The 20,919-nt window shown below is 62.2% G+C and carries 26 protein-coding genes; 14 read left to right on the top strand and 12 right to left on the bottom strand.

Annotated features, from left to right (window positions below; all coding sequences use genetic code 11):
- Positions 1 to 69: 69 nt before the first annotated feature.
- Positions 70 to 1,050 carry an adenosine deaminase gene (locus AC07E3_RS16585; RefSeq protein ID WP_478363418.1) on the bottom strand — a complete coding sequence of 327 codons (981 nt, stop codon included), beginning with the start codon at positions 1,048 to 1,050 and terminating at the stop codon, positions 70 to 72.
- A 108-nt stretch (positions 1,051 to 1,158) separates the two neighbouring features.
- On the opposite strand from AC07E3_RS16585, the gene ubiE reads away from it, so the two are divergent.
- From ubiE to AC07E3_RS16620, 7 genes are all read left to right on the top strand, one after another.
- Positions 1,159 to 1,935: a bifunctional demethylmenaquinone methyltransferase/2-methoxy-6-polyprenyl-1,4-benzoquinol methylase UbiE gene (gene ubiE / locus AC07E3_RS16590; RefSeq protein ID WP_478363420.1), complete on the top strand. Its 777-nt coding sequence runs from the start codon at positions 1,159 to 1,161 to the stop codon at positions 1,933 to 1,935.
- A gap of 10 nt (positions 1,936 to 1,945) precedes the next feature.
- Positions 1,946 to 3,523, top strand: a complete 1,578-nt coding sequence (gene ubiB, locus AC07E3_RS16595; RefSeq protein ID WP_478363422.1) for a 2-polyprenylphenol 6-hydroxylase — start codon at positions 1,946 to 1,948, stop codon at positions 3,521 to 3,523.
- 269 nt (positions 3,524 to 3,792) lie between these two features.
- On the top strand, positions 3,793 to 4,047 hold the full coding sequence (locus tag AC07E3_RS16600; RefSeq protein WP_336070638.1) for a FitA-like ribbon-helix-helix domain-containing protein: 255 nt from the start codon (positions 3,793 to 3,795) through the stop codon (positions 4,045 to 4,047).
- A complete protein-coding gene (locus tag AC07E3_RS16605) occupies positions 4,031 to 4,456 on the top strand; it encodes a type II toxin-antitoxin system VapC family toxin (RefSeq protein WP_478363424.1) in 426 nt (141 codons plus the stop codon). The genes AC07E3_RS16600 and AC07E3_RS16605 overlap by 17 nt, the downstream gene beginning before the upstream one ends.
- Positions 4,457 to 4,470: 14 nt before the next feature.
- Positions 4,471 to 5,715, top strand: a complete 1,245-nt coding sequence (gene coaBC / locus AC07E3_RS16610) for a bifunctional phosphopantothenoylcysteine decarboxylase/phosphopantothenate--cysteine ligase CoaBC (RefSeq protein ID WP_478363426.1) — start codon at positions 4,471 to 4,473, stop codon at positions 5,713 to 5,715.
- Complete coding sequence (locus AC07E3_RS16615; RefSeq protein ID WP_478363428.1) at positions 5,712 to 6,287, top strand: GNAT family N-acetyltransferase; 576 nt, start codon at positions 5,712 to 5,714, stop codon at positions 6,285 to 6,287. Before coaBC ends, AC07E3_RS16615 begins: the two co-directional genes overlap by 4 nt.
- A gap of 81 nt (positions 6,288 to 6,368) precedes the next feature.
- Positions 6,369 to 7,286 (top strand): pirin family protein, encoded by a 918-nt coding sequence (locus tag AC07E3_RS16620; RefSeq protein ID WP_336070644.1) that lies wholly within the window; start codon positions 6,369 to 6,371, stop codon positions 7,284 to 7,286.
- Between the two features lie 46 nt (positions 7,287 to 7,332).
- Here AC07E3_RS16620 and AC07E3_RS16625 read toward each other — a convergent pair whose 3' ends face one another.
- The 7 genes from AC07E3_RS16625 to AC07E3_RS16655 all read right to left on the bottom strand — a co-directional run bounded on the left by AC07E3_RS16625 (position 7,333) and on the right by AC07E3_RS16655 (position 12,131).
- Positions 7,333 to 7,725, bottom strand: coding sequence for a VOC family protein (locus AC07E3_RS16625; protein WP_478363430.1), 393 nt, complete (start codon positions 7,723 to 7,725; stop codon positions 7,333 to 7,335).
- Positions 7,726 to 7,734: 9 nt separating this feature from the next.
- Entirely contained in the window at positions 7,735 to 8,145 is a 411-nt protein-coding gene (locus tag AC07E3_RS16630) for a VOC family protein (protein ID WP_478363432.1), read from the bottom strand.
- Positions 8,146 to 8,179: 34 nt separating this feature from the next.
- Complete coding sequence (locus AC07E3_RS16635) at positions 8,180 to 8,731, bottom strand: SRPBCC family protein (protein ID WP_336070650.1); 552 nt, start codon at positions 8,729 to 8,731, stop codon at positions 8,180 to 8,182.
- Positions 8,728 to 9,123, bottom strand: a complete 396-nt coding sequence (locus AC07E3_RS16640; RefSeq protein ID WP_478363434.1) for an ArsR/SmtB family transcription factor — start codon at positions 9,121 to 9,123, stop codon at positions 8,728 to 8,730. Before AC07E3_RS16640 ends, AC07E3_RS16635 begins: the two co-directional genes overlap by 4 nt.
- A 69-nt stretch (positions 9,124 to 9,192) precedes the next feature.
- Positions 9,193 to 9,543 carry an MliC family protein gene (locus tag AC07E3_RS16645; protein WP_478363436.1) on the bottom strand — a complete coding sequence of 117 codons (351 nt, stop codon included), beginning with the start codon at positions 9,541 to 9,543 and terminating at the stop codon, positions 9,193 to 9,195.
- Positions 9,544 to 9,693: 150 nt separating this feature from the next.
- Complete coding sequence (locus AC07E3_RS16650; RefSeq protein ID WP_336070656.1) at positions 9,694 to 10,353, bottom strand: peroxiredoxin; 660 nt, start codon at positions 10,351 to 10,353, stop codon at positions 9,694 to 9,696.
- 188 nt (positions 10,354 to 10,541) lie between these two features.
- Complete coding sequence (locus tag AC07E3_RS16655; protein WP_336070657.1) at positions 10,542 to 12,131, bottom strand: peptide chain release factor 3; 1,590 nt, start codon at positions 12,129 to 12,131, stop codon at positions 10,542 to 10,544.
- A 200-nt stretch (positions 12,132 to 12,331) separates the two neighbouring features.
- Here AC07E3_RS16655 and dut point away from each other — a divergent pair, with 200 nt between their 5' ends.
- From dut to AC07E3_RS16675, 4 genes are all read left to right on the top strand, one after another.
- Entirely contained in the window at positions 12,332 to 12,817 is a 486-nt protein-coding gene (dut, locus tag AC07E3_RS16660; protein ID WP_336070659.1) for a dUTP diphosphatase, read from the top strand.
- 226 nt (positions 12,818 to 13,043) lie between these two features.
- The gene (locus AC07E3_RS16665; RefSeq protein ID WP_336071144.1) at positions 13,044 to 14,000 is read left to right on the top strand and encodes a TAXI family TRAP transporter solute-binding subunit; all 957 of its coding nucleotides are present in this window, start codon (positions 13,044 to 13,046) and stop codon (positions 13,998 to 14,000) included.
- Positions 14,001 to 14,160: 160 nt separating this feature from the next.
- Positions 14,161 to 16,278, top strand: coding sequence for a TRAP transporter permease (locus AC07E3_RS16670; protein ID WP_478363439.1), 2,118 nt, complete (start codon positions 14,161 to 14,163; stop codon positions 16,276 to 16,278).
- Complete coding sequence (locus AC07E3_RS16675; protein WP_336070663.1) at positions 16,275 to 16,634, top strand: DUF1850 domain-containing protein; 360 nt, start codon at positions 16,275 to 16,277, stop codon at positions 16,632 to 16,634. The genes AC07E3_RS16670 and AC07E3_RS16675 overlap by 4 nt, the downstream gene beginning before the upstream one ends.
- A 9-nt stretch (positions 16,635 to 16,643) precedes the next feature.
- On the opposite strand, the gene AC07E3_RS16680 is transcribed toward AC07E3_RS16675, so the two are convergent.
- The 3 genes from AC07E3_RS16680 to AC07E3_RS16690 all read right to left on the bottom strand — a co-directional run bounded on the left by AC07E3_RS16680 (position 16,644) and on the right by AC07E3_RS16690 (position 18,819).
- Positions 16,644 to 16,778, bottom strand: coding sequence for a hypothetical protein (locus AC07E3_RS16680; RefSeq protein ID WP_255606418.1), 135 nt, complete (start codon positions 16,776 to 16,778; stop codon positions 16,644 to 16,646).
- Positions 16,779 to 16,989: 211 nt separating this feature from the next.
- The gene (locus AC07E3_RS16685; protein ID WP_459439901.1) at positions 16,990 to 18,036 is read right to left on the bottom strand and encodes a M42 family metallopeptidase; all 1,047 of its coding nucleotides are present in this window, start codon (positions 18,034 to 18,036) and stop codon (positions 16,990 to 16,992) included.
- Positions 18,037 to 18,135: 99 nt separating this feature from the next.
- Complete coding sequence (locus tag AC07E3_RS16690; protein WP_478363442.1) at positions 18,136 to 18,819, bottom strand: ArsR/SmtB family transcription factor; 684 nt, start codon at positions 18,817 to 18,819, stop codon at positions 18,136 to 18,138.
- Between the two features lie 71 nt (positions 18,820 to 18,890).
- Between AC07E3_RS16690 and AC07E3_RS16695 the strand changes: the two genes are divergently transcribed.
- The 3 genes from AC07E3_RS16695 to AC07E3_RS16705 all read left to right on the top strand — a co-directional run bounded on the left by AC07E3_RS16695 (position 18,891) and on the right by AC07E3_RS16705 (position 19,846).
- Positions 18,891 to 19,106 (top strand): DUF1127 domain-containing protein, encoded by a 216-nt coding sequence (locus tag AC07E3_RS16695; protein ID WP_478363444.1) that lies wholly within the window; start codon positions 18,891 to 18,893, stop codon positions 19,104 to 19,106.
- Positions 19,107 to 19,169: 63 nt separating this feature from the next.
- Entirely contained in the window at positions 19,170 to 19,502 is a 333-nt protein-coding gene (locus AC07E3_RS16700) for an NIPSNAP family protein (protein WP_478363512.1), read from the top strand.
- Complete coding sequence (locus AC07E3_RS16705; protein ID WP_336070674.1) at positions 19,499 to 19,846, top strand: antibiotic biosynthesis monooxygenase family protein; 348 nt, start codon at positions 19,499 to 19,501, stop codon at positions 19,844 to 19,846. The genes AC07E3_RS16700 and AC07E3_RS16705 overlap by 4 nt, the downstream gene beginning before the upstream one ends.
- 6 nt (positions 19,847 to 19,852) lie before the next feature.
- Here AC07E3_RS16705 and mbfA read toward each other — a convergent pair whose 3' ends face one another.
- Complete coding sequence (gene mbfA / locus AC07E3_RS16710) at positions 19,853 to 20,836, bottom strand: iron exporter MbfA (RefSeq protein ID WP_478363447.1); 984 nt, start codon at positions 20,834 to 20,836, stop codon at positions 19,853 to 19,855.
- Positions 20,837 to 20,919: the final 83 nt, after the last annotated feature.

Here is a 20,919-nt window from a genome sequence, read left to right on the forward strand (position 1 = left end):
CGTCCTTTGTGCGTCCGGATGGACGCACGGCGATCTAACCGCCGCAAACGTTTCCGCATACCGCAAGCCTCATTGAGCCACAGTTTTGTCGTCAAGAATGCCGAGCAGGCGTGTGCGGGTGGTTTCATCGACGAAGGCAGCCTCTATGGCGGTGCGTGTCATGGCGCGCAATGCTGCATCGTCAAGGCCGAAATGCTCCCGCGCCACCTGATATTCGTGACCGAGCGAGGTGTGAAAATGGGGCGGGTCATCCGAATTGAGCGTAACGCGACAACCCGCGCCGAGCAGGGCAGGCAGCGGGTGACTGGCATAGTCCGGAAAGACTTTCAGCACGATGTTGGAGACCGGACACACTTCCAGCACCACCCCTTCCCCGGCGAGCCGACGCACCAGATCGGGATTTTCGATGGCGCGCACGCCATGACCGATGCGCGCGGGGCGAATGTGGTTCAGCGCTGCCTCCACACTCTCCCAGCCACTGAACTCCCCCGCATGGACAGTCAGACCGAGCCCCGCCTCGCGTGCGATCTCGAAGGCGTTTTCGTAGTCACGCATATTGCCGAAACGCTCATCGCCGGCCATGCCGAAACCGGTCACCAGCCTGTGCCCGCAGGCAGCGGCAAAGCGGGCCGCATCCTCGACCGCACCCGCTCCGAAATGGCGCACGCCCGTTATAATGATCCGCCCCTCAATGCCGGTTGCCTTGCGCGCTCGCTCGATCCCCTCACCCAGGGCATTTGTGTAGGCCATGCGGGAGAGCCCGGCACGCTCGGCATGATCGGGCGAGGTGAATATCTCCTTGTAAACGGCTCCCTCGCTTGAAAGGCCCGTCAGATAATCCTCGGCCAGAAGCGCGTAATCCTCTTCGCTTCGGAAGAGGTTTGCCGCCGCGTCATAGGCCGCAAGAAAACTCGTGAAGTCGTACCAGTGATAGGCCCCGTCGCGCAGGAAATCCGATGTATCGACACCGTATTTGCGCGCCTGGGACAGAACGAGGTCGGGCGAGGCCGCGCCCTCGATATGACAGTGAAGCTCGGCTTTGGGGACCATGTGGGCTCCGTCTTAACCAGTCCGCCGGCGCGGCTGTTCATCGCGCTTTTGACAATAGCGCCAGAAGCGGCAATGAGCTATGGTCCCGGCGATTTCGAAAGGGTGACAATGTCAGATCAGCGGACCACCGCCCATGGCGGCATGGAGACGGCCTACGGTTTTCGTCAGGTAGACGAAAACGAGAAGCAGGGTCTGGTCAACACTGTGTTCCACCGCGTTGCAAAACGCTACGACGTGATGAACGACCTGATGTCGGCAGGTCTGCACCGGGTCTGGAAGGATGCCATGATTTCATGGCTCGCCCCTTCAAAACAGCCGGGCTATCGCGCGCTGGATGTGGCTGGCGGTACGGGCGACATCGCCTTCCGCATCGTCGAGGCATCCCGCCGCAACGCCGAGGTGACGGTTCTCGACATCAATGGCTCGATGCTGGAAGTCGGCCGCGAACGCGCCGAGAAGAAGGGCATTGCCGAAAACCTGACCTTTGTCGAAGCCAACGCAGAAGAACTGCCCTTCGAGGACAACAGTTTTGACGCCTATACGATTGCCTTTGGCATTCGCAATGTTCCGCATATCGATCGGGCGCTGGATGAGGCTTTCCGCGTTCTGAAACCCGGCGGGCGCTTTCTCTGCCTCGAGTTTTCCGAAGTCGAGATGCCGCTTCTCGACAGGGTCTATGAGAACTGGTCCTTCCATGCCATTCCGCGCATCGGGCAGGCGGTGACGGGCGATGGCGAACCCTATCGCTACCTGATCGAATCCATCCGCAAGTTCCCCAACCAGCAGAATTTTGGCGCCATGATCACCGATGCGGGCTTTTCGCGCGTAACCTGGCGCAACTACACGGGCGGCATCGCCGCCCTGCACTCCGGCTGGAAGATTTGACGGCATATTCATGAGCACGGTCGGCGCATATCTGAGGCTTGCACGCGCGGGCTGGATTCTCGTTCGTGAAGGTGTGGTTGCAGCCATGCCCGGCGATCAGCTGGAAGGCATGCCGCGCTTTGGCTGGCGTGTCGCAAAGCTGATGTCGCGGCGACGCTCGGCTCGGCGCGACCGACCTGAACGCCTTGCGCAGGCCGTGAACCGGCTCGGACCCTCCTATGTGAAGCTCGGCCAGTTCCTGGCGACACGGCCCGATGTCGTTGGTCATGACATGGCCCGCGACCTTTCCCTCCTGCAGGACCGGATGGACACGTTTCCAGAAGCCCAGGCAAGGATGGCCATTCAGAGTTCACTCGGCCTGCCCGTCGAAGAACTCTTCGTCGAGTTCGACGGGCCGGTTGCTGCCGCGTCGATTGCGCAGGTGCATGAGGCCCGCGTCGATGCGGGCGAAGCCGAGCCGCGAAAGGTGGCCGTCAAGATCATTCGGCCTGGCGTCAGGCGCCGCTTCCAGAACGATCTGGAAAGCTATTTTCTGGCCGCGCATCTGCAGGAGCGGTTCATGCCGTCCACGCGCCGTCTCAAGCCCGTGAAGGTGGCGGAGACGCTCGCGCAGGTGACGAAGATCGAGATGGATTTGCGACTGGAAGCCGCCGCCATTTCAGAGATACAGGAAAACACAAAGGACGATCCGGGTTTCCGCGTACCGGCTGTGGACTGGCAGCGTACCGGTCGCGACGTGATGACGCTCGAATGGGTCAACGGCACGAAGATGTCGAACATCGACGCGCTGCGTGAGGCGGGCCACGATCTCGATGCGCTCGCCCGGACACTGATCCAGTCCTTCCTGCGCCACACATTGCGCGATGGCTTCTTTCACGCCGACATGCATCCCGGGAACCTGTTTGTCGAGGATAACGGCACCATCGTTGCCGTCGATTTCGGCATCACCGGACGGATTGGACGCAAAGAGCGGCATTTCCTGGCCGAGATCCTCTACGGTTTTATTACCCGCGATTTCCGCCGGGTGGCGGAGGTGCATTTCGAGGCGGGCTATGTTCCCGCGCATCACGATGTCGCCGCGTTCGCGCAGGCGCTGCGGGCCATCGGCGAGCCGATCCACGGCCAGTCGGCCGAGACCATCTCCATGGCGCGGCTTCTAACACTTCTCTTCGAAGTCACCGAGCTCTTCGACATGCAGACCCGGCCCGAGCTTCTGCTGCTGCAGAAGACCATGGTCGTGGTCGAGGGCGTGGCGCGCACGCTCGATCCGCATTTCAACATGTGGAAGACGGCCGAGCCCGTCGTGTCCGACTGGATTGCCGCCAATCTCGGACCGCGCGGCATGCTGAACGATGCCCGCGAGGGGGTGGGAGCGCTCGTCGCGCTCGTTCGTCAGGCCCCGGACCTGGCCGCCCGTACGGAGCGCCTCTCCCGCGAGATCGACACGATGGCCCAGAAGGGGCTGCGTTTTGATCCCGAGACGGCCGAGGCGATCGGCAGGGCGGAAGCGCGCCATTCGCGCGGCGGGCGCCTGGCGCTATGGGTGATCGCGATCGCCCTTGTCGCCATCGCCTGGCAGATGTCCTGATCCAATCCAGCCCGTATCCGTTCGCTCGAGCATCGGCTTTCAGTCGCGCCAGGCTTGCCCTGAAGGCAATGACAGCAATGCTAGCAAACCACACCTAAGGCACGGATTCGCTTCATTATTCCACGCCGAAGAAGTGTGCATAATGCAACGCCAGCACTGACAGTCATGCTGTCAGTGCGTTATGCCCAGACGTGAATGTGGCTGCCTGGGGTGGCGTGCACCATGCCTGCCGCAGCGTTGAGGTTGAAGTGTTTTGTAACGGAGTAACAATGGCGACACTGACCATTCGAAATGTGGACGAGAAGGTTCGGCGCGCCCTGAAGAAACGCGCCGCTGAAAACGACGTCTCGATGGAGGAAGAGGTCCGTCGCATACTCGCAAAAAGTGTGCAGCCTCACCAGAATACCCGCACTCAGAAAATCCGTCATCGCATCGAGCTGATCGAATCGATCTCGGTCAGACCCATCGGCCCTTTCGACCTAAAAGCCATCACCGACGAGATCTGGAATGGCCGTACATTGTGAAGCGAAATTCGTCGTCGACACGTCGGCGCTGATCGCCGTTCTGAACGGCGATGCGGATGCGGACATGTTTCGGCAGGCTTTCGTGCAGGCCGAGCAGATTCTCATTAGCAGCACCACCACCTTCGAGGCGCACTGCGTTGCCAGGCACATTGCGATGATCGAGGGAACCGCACGCCTCAACACGCTGCTCAAGGCTCTCGACGCGGAAACGATCGACTTCGACGACCGGCAATTGAGCATCGCCCGCAAGGCATACGCGATCTATGGTCCGGGCACCGGCCACAAAGCCGCGCTCAACATCGGAGACTGCTTCGCTTACGCGCTTGCCCGCAGCGCTAACCTGCCGCTTCTTTTCAAGGGCGACGATTTCGTTCATACCGATATCGAGCCAGCCATGAAGCCGTCGTAAGAGAGCCTGCATCCATGACAGCCCCGCAGCAGACCCTTCGCAAATCGCGCATCCTGCTTCTGATCGGGGGCGGTATCGCAGCCTATAAATGCCTCGACCTGATCCGCCGCCTGCGCGAGCGCGGGGCAAGCGTGCGCTGTGTGATGACCAAGGCCGCACAGGAGTTCATCACCCCGCTTTCCGTGGGCGCACTCTCGGCGGACCATGTCTTCACCGATCTGTTCGACCGTCAGGACGAACACGATGTCGGTCATATCCGTCTTTCGCGCGAGGCCGACCTTCTCGTCGTCGCGCCCGCGACAGCCGACCTGATGGCAAAGCTCGCCACCGGCCAGGCCAATGACCTCGCATCGACGGTGCTGCTTGCCACCGACAAGCCCGTTCTCATGGCACCGGCCATGAACCCCCACATGTGGGAGCACCCGGCCACACAGCGCAATGCCAGGACGCTCCGGGAAGACGGGGTGCATTTCGTTGGTCCCAACCGGGGGGAGATGGCCGAAAGCGGCGAAGCCGGTGATGGCCGGATGGCCGAACCGCTGGAGATTGTTGCGGCCATAGAGACCCTGCTCGACACCGGCGAAAAGCCGCTTGCGGGGCGCAAGGTGATCGTTACCTCGGGACCGACCCATGAGGTGATCGACCCGGTCCGCTATATTGCCAACCGTTCTTCGGGCAAACAGGGACACGCCATCGCTGCGGCACTTGCCCGCCTCGGGGCTTCGGTTCACCTCGTTTCGGGCCCCGTCTCCATTCCGGACCCGCAGGGTGTCACGACCACCCATGTGGAGACGGCACGCCAGATGCGCGAAGCGGTGGAAGCCGCACTTCCGGCAGATGCCGGTGTCTTCGTCGCTGCTGTCGCCGACTGGCGTCCGGCTGTCGAGACCGCCGAAAAAATCAAGAAGAAGCAGGGCGAAGGTGCCCCCACGCTCGAACTCACCGAGAACCCGGACATTCTTGCCGGTGTCGGCCACCATGAGAAGCGCCCTGCGCTCGTCATCGGCTTCGCTGCCGAAACGCAGGACCTGTTCAAGAATGCGCGCGCAAAGCTGAACAAGAAGGGTGCCGACATCATCGTCGCCAACGACGTCTCGCATGACAGCGGCGTCGGCCCCGGTGGCGTGATGGGTGGCGACCGCAACAGCGTGGTGATCGTCAGCCAGGACGGACACGACGAATGGCCGGAGATGGGCAAGGACGATGTTGCAGAACGCCTGGCACAACTGATCGCGGATCGGCTCGGACCAAAAGAATGACCCTGCAGACTCCGGTTCTCGAAACAGAGCGCCTCGTGCTGCGTGCGCACTCCATCGCAGATTTCGATGCCTTCGCGCGCCTCTGGTCGCTGCCTGAAGCCACGCGCTTTACCTCCGGCAAGCCGCTCACCGGCGAAGATGCCTGGCGCCGTCTCGCCATGCATCGCGGCATGTGGGACCTGATGGGTTTCGGCTATTTTGCCGTGACGGAGAAGGCGACGGGTTCTTTTCTGGGCGATGCCGGCGTTCAGGAAGCGCGGCGCGTCATCACTCCCTCGCTGGAAGACACACTCGAAGCCGGGTGGGTTTTCCTCCCGGAAGTCCACGGCAGGGGCTATGCGAGAGAAGCCATGGAAGCCGTGTTTTCCTGGTGCTCGCGGGCACACCGAGACAAGGCCATCACCTGCATCATCGATGAGGAGAACGCTCCGTCGCGCAAGCTCGCGGGGCGCCTCGGCTTTGTTGAAAAGGCGCGCACCGAGTACAAGGACCGCCCGACAATCGTGTTCTGGCGTGACCAGAGCATTGGACCACGCACAGCGTCAATGCCGCCGATTGTCTCCAATATGTGAACAGCATGTCTTCGCTGTTGCGGATGCGATGACCGCATGCACGGCCTATCTTGGCTGCAAGCAACAGATGGAGAGACGATCATGTCCATTCGTCCCGTAAAGCAGATTTCGCAGGCCCAGCCCACGATGGAAGGTGCAGGTGTTCGACTTGATCGAGCGTTCGGCTTTGGCGATCCGAAGCTGGCCGATCCCTTCCTGCTACTCGATGATTTCCGCAATGATCGGCCGGAAGACTATCAGGCCGGCTTCCCCTGGCATCCGCATCGCGGCATCGAAACGATCACCTATGTGCTGGCGGGCAGTGTCGATCACGCCGATAGTCTCGGCAATGCCGGCTCGCTCGGCGCCGGCGACGTGCAATGGATGACGGCCGGCAGCGGTATCCTTCATCAGGAGATGCCGCATGGCGACAGGCTTGGCCGTATGCACGGCTTCCAGCTCTGGGCCAACCTGCCCTCAAGCGAGAAGATGACGACGCCACGCTATCAGGACGTGAAGGCCGGCGACATTCCCGAAGTGATCGACGATGACGGCACGCGGGTGCGTGTCGTGGTCGGTGAGTTCTGGGGCAAGCGCGGTCCCGTCGACGGCATTGCCGCCGACCCGCAATATCTCGATGTCTGGGTGCCGCCCGGAAAGCGCAAGGTCTTGCCCGTCGACACCTATCGCAGCGCCTTCGCCTACATCTTCGAAGGGTCCGGCACGTTCCGCGATGCCTCGAAACCATTCGGGGTGCTGGTCGAAAAGGAGGTCGCAGGCGAGGAAGTGCATCTGCGCGACATGAGCGGTGACCGCACGCTCGTGGTTTTCGACACGGGCGACGAGGTGGTGGTGCAGGCCGGCGAACGAGGCATCCGCTTTCTGCTCGTTTCGGGCAAGCCCATCCAGGAGCCCGTCGCCTGGCACGGTCCCATCGTCATGAACACGCGCCAGGAACTGGTGCAGGCGTTCAACGAACTGAATGCCGGCACGTTCATCCGCGAAGGCGCGAAGTTCTGACGTCAGACTGAATGGAGGGCGGACGCCTTGTGTCCGCCCTTTCTTCTCAAGATGCCTCGAACATCTGAACGAGGTTGCCGCACGTATCCTCGAACACGGCGATGGTGGGCATCCCCTCCATCCGGGTCGGCTCTGCGCGAAACACCACGCCGCGCGCTTTCAGCCGGTCATACTCTGCCTGCACGTCCTCGCTGGCAAAAGTCGTGCAGGGTATGCCGGCATCATAGAGCGCCTTCTGGTAGGTGCGCGCGAAGTCGTACCCCATGGGTTCCAGCAGCAGCTCGGTGCCGTTCTCGGCTCCCGGTGTCACGACAGTCAGCCAGCGGGCACCGCCGGTCGGAAAGTCCTGCTTCTTCCGAAAGCCGAGCACGTCCGTGTAAAATGCCTCAGCCTTGTCCTGGTCGTCCACAAGGATGCTCGTCAGTGCGATCCTGAGCATGTCTCCTCCTCACCAGGCGCCGGATTTATTGTCGACAAGATGGATGATCTGCGCGGGGCTCGATATCCAGAACCCGTCGAAACTCTCGCCCAGCGGTTCGATCTCGTCGCAGCGCACGATGCCCGCCGCTTCGAGCCGCGCGGCTGCGGCCTTCGTGTCATCGGTCACGATTTCGAGCCAGAGTTCCGACTGGCTCATGCCAGGGGTCTTATCGATCCAGAGCTGGTTGGCTCCGAAGCGGAAGCCGACAGCGGGCAGAAGCTCCTCGATCTGCTCCATGCCGAGAACATCCCGGTAGAAGCGCACCGTCTCGTCATATTGATGCGGCGGCACCTTCATGGCGATGTTGCGCCCGCCGGAAAGCTTCGGTGCGGTATCGGGCTGGGCGCCAGCCTTGGGAGGCGTAGCGGAAACGTTCATGTCATCCTCCTTGGTGCCAATAGCGAAAGGGGTCTCACCGTTCGTTGAAGCGTGCGGTGTAAGCGGCTTCCAGCGCCGTGATCTGCGACCAGAATGGCGGCGCCTTCTCGCCCGAAAGCACCGCTTCCAGAACTGCGAGATGCGCGTGCCAGCCACCAGAGACATTGATCATCTCGTCCCGGTCGGCGAGGCGTTTGTGGGTCACGACAAGGAGAACCCTGTCGCCCTCGGGAAAGAGCTCGAACTCAACCTGGCTATCGGCACCGTCTCCCGGCCAGGTCATGGCCAGATGCCGCGGTGGATCCCAGGCAATGATCCGCCCCTCGGAGAGAAATCCCTTCTCGTTCATTTCCCTATAGACCTCAGGCGGGTCCTCGTCGGTGAATTCGGAATGGCGGAACAGGAGTTTTGCGGAACCGCCTGCACGCGGCTCCATCTCTCCGCCCGCCAGCCATTGCCGGCGCTTGTCCGCCTCGGTCAGATAGGCCCAAACGCGCTCGACAGGGCCCGGGAGAGATCTTTCGAAGCGAACCTCATTGGGTGCCGTAGCGACGCCATAATCACTTTCCTCGATCTGTCTCATCATCTTCCTCTCAACGGTTGAGGTGGCTGAGGGAGCGGGACGTCAGTCTCTTCCGGCGAACTCTCCCGATCCTCCGCTTCCAGGATCGCCTGCAGCGTGTCGAGCCGGTTGGACCAGAAGCGTTCGTAGTAGCGGAACCACGCCTGTGCTTCGGCAAGCCGCGCCGCCTCCAGCCGGCAATAGTGGGTGCGGCCGTCCACGCGCCGGCTGACGAGGCCCGCCCCTTCCAGAACCTTCACATGTTTGGAGGCGCCGGCCAGCGACATGTCGAAGGGCTGCGCCAGCTGCGAGACACTTTGCTCACCGCCGGAAAGACGGTGCAGCATGGCCCGCCTGGTCGGGTCCGACAGGGCGTGGAAAACGGCATCGAGATGGGGCGACTGATATTCAACCATATGGTTTATTTATCAGCCGCAAAGCAGATAGTCAACCTAATGGTTTACTTTCTTTACCGTCCGGTCAGGTCAGTCTTTTGCGGTGCAGGGCACCGGTTCCGCGCCCTCGCCCTTCATCAGATCGTAGAGATCGGCATCGTCACCCTTGGTCCACCAGACATAGGGGCCGCCGGCATATTTCGCACCCGAGGCGGCAAGAACGCTGCTCATCACCACCGGGCCGCCGTCGATCATGACCACCGCAAGCGAATTGTCTTCGGCATTATAATAGGTGACGTCGATATCGCCGTCCGGGCACGCATAGGTTACCGCGACGGTCTCCACGCTTTCCGCATCGGGCAGATCGATCTCAAGCGTTGCCGCATGGGTCGGGGAACCGATTGCGAGGAGGGCGATCAGTGACAGAGCGGGGTGGCGCATGGCGGGCTCCTGTAACGGTTTCACACAGAATCATGAGACCGTGACAGCGTGTCGATTTGAAGACAAGGCCGGGCCTGGCGCGCATATGAAGAGCCCCGGAAGCAGCGGGCTTCCGGGGCCGATGTTCCTGATACCTGTCCTGCTAAATGATCAGCCCGCAGGCTGTTTGGTCTTGCGCAGATAGGGCAGGATCGTCTCGAACGACCCGAAACGCTTTTCGGCGTCCTCGTTGGAAACGGCAGGCGTGATGATCACATCCTCGCCCTGCTGCCAGTTGGCGGGCGTCGCCACCTGATGTTTTGCCGTCAACTGGATGGAATCGATCGCGCGCAGGATTTCTGCAAAATTGCGGCCCGTGGTCATGGGATAGGTGAGCACAAGCTTGACCTTCTTGTCGGGTCCCACAACGTAGACCGAGCGCACGGTCGCATTGTCGGCCGCGGTGCGGCCGTCGGAGCTGTCGCCCGCATCGGCCGGCAGCATGTCATAGAGCTTGGCGACCTTCAAATCCTTGTCGCCGATCATCGGATAATCGACGGCGTGGCCCGTGGCCGACTTGATGTCGTCCTTCCAGCGCACATGGTCTTCGACCGGATCGACCGAGATACCGATGATCTTGGTGTTGCGCTTCTTGAACTCGCCCTCGAGCCCCGCCATCGTACCGAGCTCGGTCGTGCAAACGGGCGTGAAATCCTTGGGATGGCTGAAAAGAACGGCCCAGCCATCGCCGATCCAGTCATGGAAGTTGATCGTTCCGTGGGTCGTCTCGGCGCTGAAATCCGGCGCGGTGTCGTTGATGCGAAGGCTCATCGTTCTCTCCTCCTGGGTGAGATGAAACGCGATTGGTGTTCCTGACGCTGCAGGATAGCAACCCGCACACGCACAGATGAACCTCATCTAGGCGCTATTTGAACCATTCGCTTGGAATTTAATTCCGTAGAATCTGCCTATTGAGAAAAATTCATCCCGACCGGTGAATGATCAGCGAATCCGTTCGCTCAGGCAGCCTTGCGCGTCTGGTAATCCTTCACCGTGGCGAAGCGCACGGCCTTCCAGCGGTCGGCCTCGTAGTTCAGACCGAACTCGTGCGGCGCAAGAAACACCGGATCGTCGTCCAGATCGCGCGCAATGTCGCCGCGATGACTGGCGATGAATCGATCCACTTCGCCTGGCTCGTCGGACGAAATCCAGCGGCACACGCTGAAACGCGCCATCTCGAAATCCACAGGAAGCGAATATTCGATCTTCAGCCGCTCCTTGAGCACATCGAGCTGCAGCGCGCCAACCACACCGACAATGGCGGGTGAGCCATCTTCGGGCGTGAAGAGCTGCACGACGCCTTCTTCGGCCATCTGCTGCAGGGCTTCCTTCAGCTTCTTGGCCTTCATGGCGTCGCCAAGACGCACGCGTCGCAGGATTTCCGGCGCGAAATTGGGCACGCCCCGGAACAGAAGCTCCTCGCCCTCGGTCAGCGTGTCGCCGATGCGCAGCGTGCCGTGATTGGGAATGCCCACCACATCGCCGGCAAAGGCCTCGTCGGCGGTGATGCGGCTCTTGGCGAAGAAAAACTGCGGTGCCGACAGGCTGATCGGCTTGCCGGTGCGCACCAGCTTGGCCTTCATGCCGCGCTGGAGCTTGCCGGAGCACACGCGCACGAAGGCGATGCGGTCGCGGTGATTGGGGTCCATATTGGCCTGGATCTTGAAAACGAAGGAGGTCATCTTCTCCTCCGTCGCTTCCACCCTGCGCGAATCCGCATCCTGCGCGCGCGGCGCGGGACCGAAGCTGCCAAGTGCCTCGATCAGGTCGCGCACACCGAAATTGCGCAGCGCCGAACCGAAATAGACCGGCGTCAGATGCCCCTCGCGGAAGGCCCGCATGTCGAACGGGCGGCAGGCTTCCTTGCCCAGCAGCATCTCCTCCACCAGCATCTCACGCTCATGTTCGGGCAGGAGCCCGGCAACGGCATCGGAGTCCGGCCCGTTGACAGCGATGGGCTCCACATCGCCGTCGGAGCGGCGCATCGTATTGTTGGCAAGATTGTAAGTGCCGACAAAGCTCTTGCCCCGACCGATCGGCCAGGTGACGGGGGCGGTGTCCAGCGCCAGCTTCTGCTCGATCTCGTCGAGGATCTCGAACGGATCGCGGCTTTCGCGGTCGAGCTTGTTGACGAAAGTGACGATCGGGATGTCGCGCAGGCGGCACACCTCGAACAGCTTCAGCGTACGCGGCTCAATGCCCTTGGCCGCGTCGATCACCATGATGGCGCTGTCGACGGCGGTCAGCGTGCGATAGGTGTCGTCGGCGAAGTCCTCGTGGCCCGGCGTGTCGAGCAGGTTGAAGACGTGGTCGCCATACTCGAATGTCATCACCGATGTGACGACAGAGATGCCGCGCTCGCGCTCGATGTTCATCCAGTCCGAACGGGTCTGGACGCGGTTCTTCTTCGCCTTCACCTCGCCGGCAAGCTGGATCGCGCCGCCGAAAAGAAGCAGCTTCTCGGTCAGCGTGGTCTTACCCGCGTCCGGGTGCGAAATGATTGCGAATGTACGGCGGCGCGACACCGCATCGGCGATTTTGTCGGTCATCTTGATCTGGTTTTCCTGAAGCCGGGCGCTTGTAACAAGCAGCAGGGCGCGTGTCGAACAGAAAGTGGACGCCTCCCGGTCCACATAATGGTGAAGAGATGCGCCTGCCAGCCACGCCGCGGTTGAATTCATCGGCAAAACGGGCCAGACGGAAAGGGTCGTGATCACCGCCCCCGGATTGCAGCGCACAGGATCAAGCCATGTCCAACACCGTTTCCTCCATGCCCGTCATCGGCCCCACCGCCGGCATCGTCCGCCTGCCGCATGGAGAAGGACTGCCGCTGCCGGCCTACGAAACCGTGGCCGCCGCCGGCATGGACCTGCGCGCCGCCGTGCCGGAAGACCGGCGCATCGTGCTGCTTCCCGGTAAGCGGGTGCTGGTTCCGACCGGCTTCATCCTCGAACTGCCTGAAGGCCTTGAAGGGCAGGTGCGCCCGCGCTCCGGCCTCGCGCTCAAACATGGCATCACCTGCCTCAACGCGCCCGGCACCATCGATGCCGACTATCGCGGCGAGCTTCAGGTTCTCCTCATCAACCATGGTGAAGACGACTTCGCCATAACGCGCGGCCTCAGGATAGCTCAGCTCGTGATTGCCCCGGTGGTGCAGGCCAGGCTCGAAGAGCGCAGCCATGCCAGCGACACTGCACGCGGTGCTGGCGGGTTTGGCTCGACCGGTATCGCCTGACGCCTGGCTCCTTTCCGCTTTTGCCCTAGACTTTGGTATAAGACGTACAGGCTCTTAGCGAAGCTGAAGGGGGTTGCACGCGGTTTTTTGTCCGATTATCGGCTTTCACAGGCCGTTCGCCCCCTTGCCGGTCGCTTTCCTGTTGGCAAGCGCGCGCGGTTGTCTACAGTCATGGGCAGCGCAGGCGGTCATGCCTGCGGAGCAGCTACATTGCGGAGGAGACATGATGTTACATGCAAGCAGGAAGTATCTCGCAGCCGGTGCCGTGGCGTTGTCGCTGGGTCTTGCACCCGCCGGCGCCGTGGCGCAGGACTTCATCAACGTGCTGACCGGCGGCACTTCGGGCGTCTATTACCCGCTCGGCTCTCAGCTTTCCAAAATCTATGGCGAAAAGATCGACGGCGTGCGCACGCAGGTGCAGTCGACCAAGGCTTCGGTCGAGAACCTCAACCTGCTGCAGCAGGGCCGTGGCGAAATTGCTTTCGCGCTCGGCGATTCCGTCAAGTCGGCCTGGGAAGGCGATGCGGAAGCGGGTTTCGACCAGAAGCTCGACAAGCTGCGCGCCATCGCCGCGATCTATCCCAACTACATCCAGATCGTCGCTTCGCAGGAATCCGGCATCAAGGAATTCGCGGATCTGAAGGGCAAGGGCCTTTCCGTCGGTGCGCCGAAGTCCGGCACCGAGCTCAACGCGCAGCGCATCTTCGGCGCCATGGACATGAGCTATGACGATCTCGGCAAGACCGAGTATCTTCCGTTCGGTGAATCCGTCGAGCTGATCAAGAACCGCCAGCTCGATGCGACCCTCCAGTCGGCCGGCCTTGGCGTTGCTTCGATCAAGGATCTCGCGCTCTCGCTCCCGGTGACCATCGTGTCGGTGCCCAACAGCGTGGCCGAGACGCTCGGTGCGCCGTTCATCGCCGCCACCATCCCCGCCGGCACCTATGAGGGCCAGAGCGAGGACGTGCCGACGCTGGCCATCACCAACATTCTCGTCACCCATTCGGATGTGTCCGACGAGGTTGCCTACGAGATGACCAAGCAGCTCTTCGAGAATCTCGACGACATGGTGGCCGCACACGCCGCTGCCAAGGCGATCTCTGCCGAGAATGGCCCCAAGGGCCTGCCGCTGCCGCTGCACCCCGGCGCAGAGCGCTATTACAAGGAAAAGGGCCTGCTCTAGGCCAGTCCTGCGAGGCCCCGTCCAGCGACGGGGCCTTCCTGTCACATCCCGGGGCGGGGCGTGACAGGAAGGCCCGAAATGTCGAGCCCTCGCGCGTGCCATGCACCCGAGCGGACAATCGGCAAGGCCCTGACGCGTAGCATGGGAAGCGGAGCGCCCGATGACCAATACCGAAACTGGCCAGGCCGCGAGCCCGGCCGAGGCTGAATTGCACGACCATACGCATGGTGAGTTCGGGACCGATCGCATCGGCCGGCTGCTCTTCTGGATCGCGGTGGTTTTCTCGCTGTACCAGATTGCCACCGCCGCGCATGTGATCAGCCTGCCGAGCCAGGTCGTCCGAGCCTTCCACGTCGGTTTCCTGACGCTCCTGGTTTTCCCGCTGGTGGCGCAGGCGCGTGACAGCGCCCCTCCCATCAAGGCGCTGGCCTGGGCACTGGCGCTCGCCGGTGTGGCCGTCGCGCTCTATCAATACATCGAGTACAAGCCGTTGCTCCTGCGCGCCGGCGATCCCCTGCCGCTCGACATCGTCTTCGGCGTGATCGCGCTCGTCACCGTCTTTGCCGCCGCCTATGTGCTGATGGGCCCGGCCCTGCCGATCATCTCCGGCGCGTTTCTCGCCTACTGCCTGTTCGGCCAGTATCTGCCCTCGCCGCTGAACCATCGCGGCTATGATTTCAGCCAGGTCATCGACCACATGGCCTATGGCACGGAAGGCATTTACGGCATTCCGATCTACGTGTCGGCCACCTACATCTTTCTGTTCATCCTGTTCGGCTCGTTCCTCGAACGCGCCGGCATGATCAAGCTCTTCACCGATGTCTCGCTCGGCCTTGTTGGCCATGCGCGCGGTGGCGCGGCCAAGGTGTCGGTCATTTCGTCGGGCCTGATGGGCACGATCTCGGGTTCCGGCGTCGCCAATGTGGTGACCACCGGCCAGTTCACCATCCCGCTGATGAAACGCTTCGGCTATCGCGCGGCCTTCGCCGGCGGCGTGGAATCCACCGCCTCCATGGGCGGGCAAATCATGCCGCCGGTCATGGGCGCGGTGGCCTTCATCATGGCCGAGACGCTGGGCATCGAGTATTACGAAGTGGTCAAGGCGGCGATCATTCCCGCCGTGCTCTACTTCGCCTCCGCCTTCTGGATGGTGCATCTGGAAGCCGGCAAATACGGCCTGCACGGCCTGCCGCGCTCGGAGCTACCGTCTCCACGCAAGGCACTGCGCAAGGGCTGGTATCTCATCCTGCCGCTGGCCGTGCTCGTCTACCTTCTCTTCTCCGGCTACACGCCGCTCTTCGCCGGTACGATCGGCCTGTCGCTGACAGTGCTGCTGATCCTCGGCGGCTCGGTCGCGCTCGGTCTTCCCGGCCAGGTGCTGCGGGTGATCTTCTGGGTTGGCCTTGGTCTCGTTGCCGCGAGCTTCTTTCGCTATGGCATCACGGCCATCCTTATCGCCGCCCTTGCCCTGATCCTCGCCAACCTCTTCGTCGATGGCGGGCGCAGAACGCTCGTCGTCTGCCGGGATTCCCTTGCCGAGGGTGCCAAGACGGCGCTTCCGGTCGGCGTGGCCTGCGCCGTGGTCGGCATCATCATCGGCACGATGACATTAACCGGCGTTGCCAACACGTTCGGCCAGTTCATCGTCTCCGTGGGCGAGACCAGCCTGTTCCTTTCGCTCGTGCTGACCATGATCACCTGCATCGTGCTCGGCATGGGCATCCCGACCATTCCCAACTACATCATCACATCCTCGATTGCCGGGCCGGCGCTCCTGGCGCTTGGTGTGCCGCTGATCGTCAGCCACATGTTCGTGTTCTATTTCGGCATTCTGGCGGACCTGACGCCGCCCGTTGCGCTTGCATGCTTCGCAGCCGGTCCGATCGCCAAGGAGAACGGCCTCAAGATTTCCATGGAAGCGATCAAGGTGGCTGCCGCCGGCTTCGTGATCCCCTTCATGGCGGTCTACACACCGGCGCTGATGCTGCAGGACGGCGGACCGCTGGCGGAGGCCTGGGGCTATTATCCGGCGGTCGTCTATATCGTTTTCAAGGCGCTGCTCGCCATTGCGCTCTGGGGCGCGGCGGTGATCGGCTTCCTGCGCTCGAAGCTTGCCGTCTGGGAGCGCATTCTTGCAGCCGCAGCGGCCTTTACGCTGATTGCGGCGCTTCCCATTACCGATGAACTCGGCTTCGCGCTTGCCGCCCTGTTCCTCGGCCAGCACTGGTATCGCACGCGCACGGCGCACGCTTCGGAAGACACAAAGGCCGACGCATGAGCATATGCGTTCTGGCGGGCGGAAAAGCGCTGACCCTCGGGGCAGCGCTTTTCACCCTGTCATGGACGCATTCGGTGGAGAAAATCCGCTGGGAGGAAGACTGGCGGGCAGGTCCCGCCGGGCTCGAACTTGTCGAGGCGAGGGTTCAGGGATCGGGCGCGGGCATGGAGCCGCCGCCTGACGCGCACTTTGAAGATGGCTGGTGGCGCTATCGCCCTTCCCTGCCACCGCAGAGCGAACTTGCCCTTGCGGCTTCGGGCACAACAGGCTCCGGCTGGCAATTGTGCGCAGCAGATGAATGCCACGAACTGGGCGCGGCAGCCGGAAAGCCGGTGATCGTCAGATATTGTGAGTGAGCGCTGCCGTCAGGCTGCCGTGGCCGAACCGCCGCCACGTTTCTGGCAGGCAGGGCCGGGGCCACGCATATAATGACGCTCGGGGTGATAGCGCGGGGCGAAGAAATCGCGAAGAACGGCAACGAGGCGAATAATCAGAGCCATGGGTCATGTCCAACCGGTGGCGGCTCCTCCAAAACCGCCTGTGTGAAGTATCGGGCCAAAAGTACACGCACGAAGTGAACGCTCCGTGAATGCCGGCCGGATTTCGCCGGGATTTGTGCCGCTTTGATGGCGTAAATCGGGTCTTGTTGCGGAAGAGCGCGCAGTGTGGCCGCCGCGCCACAGTTTTATGCAGCGCGGCGGCGCTTCAGCTTTAGTTTTCGCCGAGATAGGCGACGATGATGTCGAGCGCGGCCTGAAGGTCGTTGCGGTCGATCATTTCGGTCACTGTGTGGATGTAGCGGGTGCCCACCACGATGCCCACGGCGCGCGCGCCGGCGGCCGCCTGCTGGGCTGCCGCGCCATCCTGCCCGCCCCGGGCCAGAATCGTGCGCTGATAGGGGATCGCCTTTTTCTTTGCCAGTTGCTCGACCTCGCGCACCAGCGCCTGATCTGCGATGAAGGAAGAGTCCTTCACATGAAGACCGAAGCCTTCTCCCTGCTTCGTCACCGCCTCGTGCTCGCCGATGCCCGGCGTGTCGCATGAGAGCGTCGTGTCGATGCCGAGGCCGATGTCGGGCTTGACCGCATAGGCAGCCGTGCGCGCGCCGCGCAGCCCCACCTCTTCCTGAGCGGTGAACGCCACATGGATCTCGCACGCATGCTTTTCGCCCGCTTCTTCCAGCGCACGGATCGCCTCGATGCCGAGCCAGCAGGCGACGCGATTGTCGAGCGCCTTTGAAACGAACTTTTCGCCCATCTCAAGGAATGGTTCGTCCATCACCACGAAGTCGCCAACCTGAACGAGATCGCGCGCCTTTTCGCCGAGCCCCATATCGACGATAAAGTCACCGGGCTCGGGCACCTTCTTGCGTTCTTCCGCACTCTGGATGTGAATGGGCTTGCCGGCGGGGTTCATCACACCCTTGTAGTCGCCGCTCTCGGTACAGACGAGCACGCGGCGGGAAAACAGGTTGCGCGGATCGAAGCCGCCTACCGGGTCGAGGTGCAGGAAGCCCTTCTCCGTCACATGGGTGACGAGAAAGGCAATCTCGTCCATGTGACACAGAAGCATGATTTTGAGCGGGTCGCCCTTCACCTTCTTGCGTGGCTTGCGCACGCACAGGAGCGAGCCCATCGGATCGGTCCGCACCTCATCGAAAAGACCCTCGATCTCCTTTTCGATCAGTGCGCGCACGCGCGTTTCGTGGCCCGGCGCACCCGGCGTTTCGCAGAGCCTGCGCAGCAGTTCGGTGTTCATCAGCGTCCCCGGCAGAGAGGTGTTGGAATCATTCGTGAAGCGCGACCATGGCGCAAACAATCGCCGAAGGAAACGGCCACGTTTCCGTTTCGCGCTGGTTCAGGCTTCGCGCAGTAGCCGCTCAAAGGCTGCGCGTCCGGGCGGCGTAAAGCGGATTACGCGGCTGTTCTTTTCCCGCCGTGCCCATTTCAGCGCCATAAACCGGTCGAGCATCCCGGCTCCCAGACTTCCCGCCAGATGCGAGCGCCGCACGCTCCAGTCAAGGCAGGAGCGGCATATCGGGCGGCGTTTCCCGCGCATCGCCTCAATGTCGAGACCGAAATCGCTGAAGAATCCGGCACCTTTGTCCGTGAGGTTCACGTCGTCTCCATCGATGGCGATCAACCCGCGCCCGGCAAAGGCGTCGAACATGGCGACGCCTGCCTCGCCCGCCAGATGGTCGTAGCAGATTCTGGCTTCGCGCATGGCCGTATCGCGCGGGCCGGGCAACACCTTTCGCGGCCCCAGCGCCGCCGCCACGCCCATGATGGATTCAAGCATGGCGGCCACCTGATGATCCGCCAGTGCGTAATAGCGGTGGCGGCCCTGCCGCGTCATGCGCAGCAACCCGCCATCTGACAGCCTGGCGAGATGCGCACTGGCTGTGGGCAAAGTGACGCCGGCTTCCATCGCCAGTTCACTGGCCGTGAGGGCCGTGCCTCCCATCAGCGCCGCCAGCATATTGGCGCGCGCCGGGTCGCCGACGAGGCTTGCGATCTGGGCGAGGTCCGTTCCTGCTTTCATAGTTCGATGCTAACCAAAGTATGAATGTTCGACAAGCGCTATTCTCGGACCATCGAACAGGGAGAGAAGCGATGCGGGCATATGAGAGATCGATCATTCCCCCCGTGGAACAGGCCAAAAACCGCCGAACCTCGATCCTGTCGTGGTTCTACCGGCTCGCGCTTGCTTCGGAGCGATACCGCCAGCGGCGCGACCTCTCCGATCTCACCGACGAGCAACTCCGCGATGTCGGCCTCACCCGCCGTGACGTGGAACGCGAATGCGCAAAGCCCTTCTGGGACGTCTGACACAGAAAACAGGAAAACGCTTCCATGCTCATCGAAGCATGCCAGCAGAAAGGGATCATACCCATGACCATCACATGCTTCATCCGCTACGAGATCGACCCGTTCAAACGGGATGCCTTTGAAGAGTATTCCCGCAACTGGGGGCAGGCGATCCCGCGCGCCGGTGTCGACCTCATCGGCTATTTCGCGCCACACGAGGGGTCGGCGACGACCGCCTATGGCGTCTATAATATCGACAGTCTCGCTGCCTATGAGGCTTATCGGACACGGCTTGCGGCGAGCCCCGAGGGTCGCGCGAATTACGAGTTCGCAAGGCGCGAGCGCTTTATTCTCAAGGAGGATCGCATGTTCCTGAAACGCGCTTCCACGCCCCATGCCGAATGGGTGCGGCCATGATCGCGGTCATCTTCGAGGTTGAGCCGGCTGATGGCAGGCGCGATGCCTATCTCGGCATCGCCGCCGATCTGCGTCCGCTGCTCGACAGGATCGACGGCTTCATTTCCATCGAACGCTTCCAGAGCCTCAACGACGAAAGCCGCATTCTCTCACTGTCTTTCTGGCGCGACGAGGAGGCGGTCAAGGCCTGGCGCAACACGGAGGAGCACAGGCAGGCCCAGCGCGCGGGTCGCGGCGGGATATTTGCCGGCTACCGTCTGCGCATCGCCCATGTCCTGCGCGACTATGGCATGGCCGAGCGCGCGGAAGCGCCGGAAGACAGCCGCGCGCTGCATGACGCATGAGCGGCGTCAGGCATTGCCGATGAGCATGCCCGTGGCGAAGACCAGCGCACCGCCAAGCACCACCTGGAAGGTGGCGCGGCTCCACGGGGTTTCCATATAGCGGTTCTGGATCCAGGCGATCGCCCACAGCTCGATGAAAACGATGACGAATGCAATGATCGTCGCGGTCCAGAAATGCGGGATCAGATAAGGAAGCGCGTGGCCAAGGCCGCCCACGGTCGTCATGATGCCCGTGGCAAGACCGCGCTTGATCGGCGAGCCACGCCCCGAGATGACACCATCGTCGGAGGCCACTTCCGTGAAACCCATGGAGATGCCGGCACCGATGGACGCGGCAAGACCGACGAGAAAGGTCTGCCATGTGTCGCCCGTGGCAAATGCGGCAGCGAAGATGGGCGCAAGCGTTGAGACCGAGCCGTCCATCAGGCCGGCAAGGCCAGGCTGCACATAGGTCAGGATGAACTGCTTGCGCTCGGTCTGCTCTTCCTCGGCGCGTTCGTCTTCGCCCAGATGCTTCTCGGAAAGCCGGTGCGCCAGAGATTCATGTGTCTTTTCGGCTATGGCCAGATCGCCAAGCAGTTTGCGGATGCCGGCGTCCTCGGTCCGCTTGGCCGCTTCCACGTAGAAGCGATGCGCCTGCTCCTCCATCTGCTCGGCCTGCGAACGCACCGTGTCGAGCCCGAGCGGGCGCACCAGCCAGTCGGGCTTGCGGTCGTAATAGCCGCGCACATGCTCGCGGCGGATCAGGGGAATGCGCTCGCCGAAGCGCTCCCTGTGCGCCTCGATAAGCGCCGCACGGTGTCCGTCCTCTTCCTCCGCCATGTCATCGAACACGGCCGCCGAATGCGGGTATTCGTCGCGCAGGCCATCGGCATAGGCGCGATAGATGCGCGCGTCGTCCTCTTCCGAAGAGATGGCAAGAGCGAGAATCTCCTGTTCATCGAGTGAGGAGAATGGACGGCGGTGGGAACCGAAAAAGCGAGAAAACATGACAGAGGCAATCCGTTATTTAGAATAATTCTAAGATAAGGGCCGGCTCTATCGCCGTCAATATATTAGAACCATTCTAAAAT

This window comes from Nitratireductor lacus (assembly GCF_056431025.1).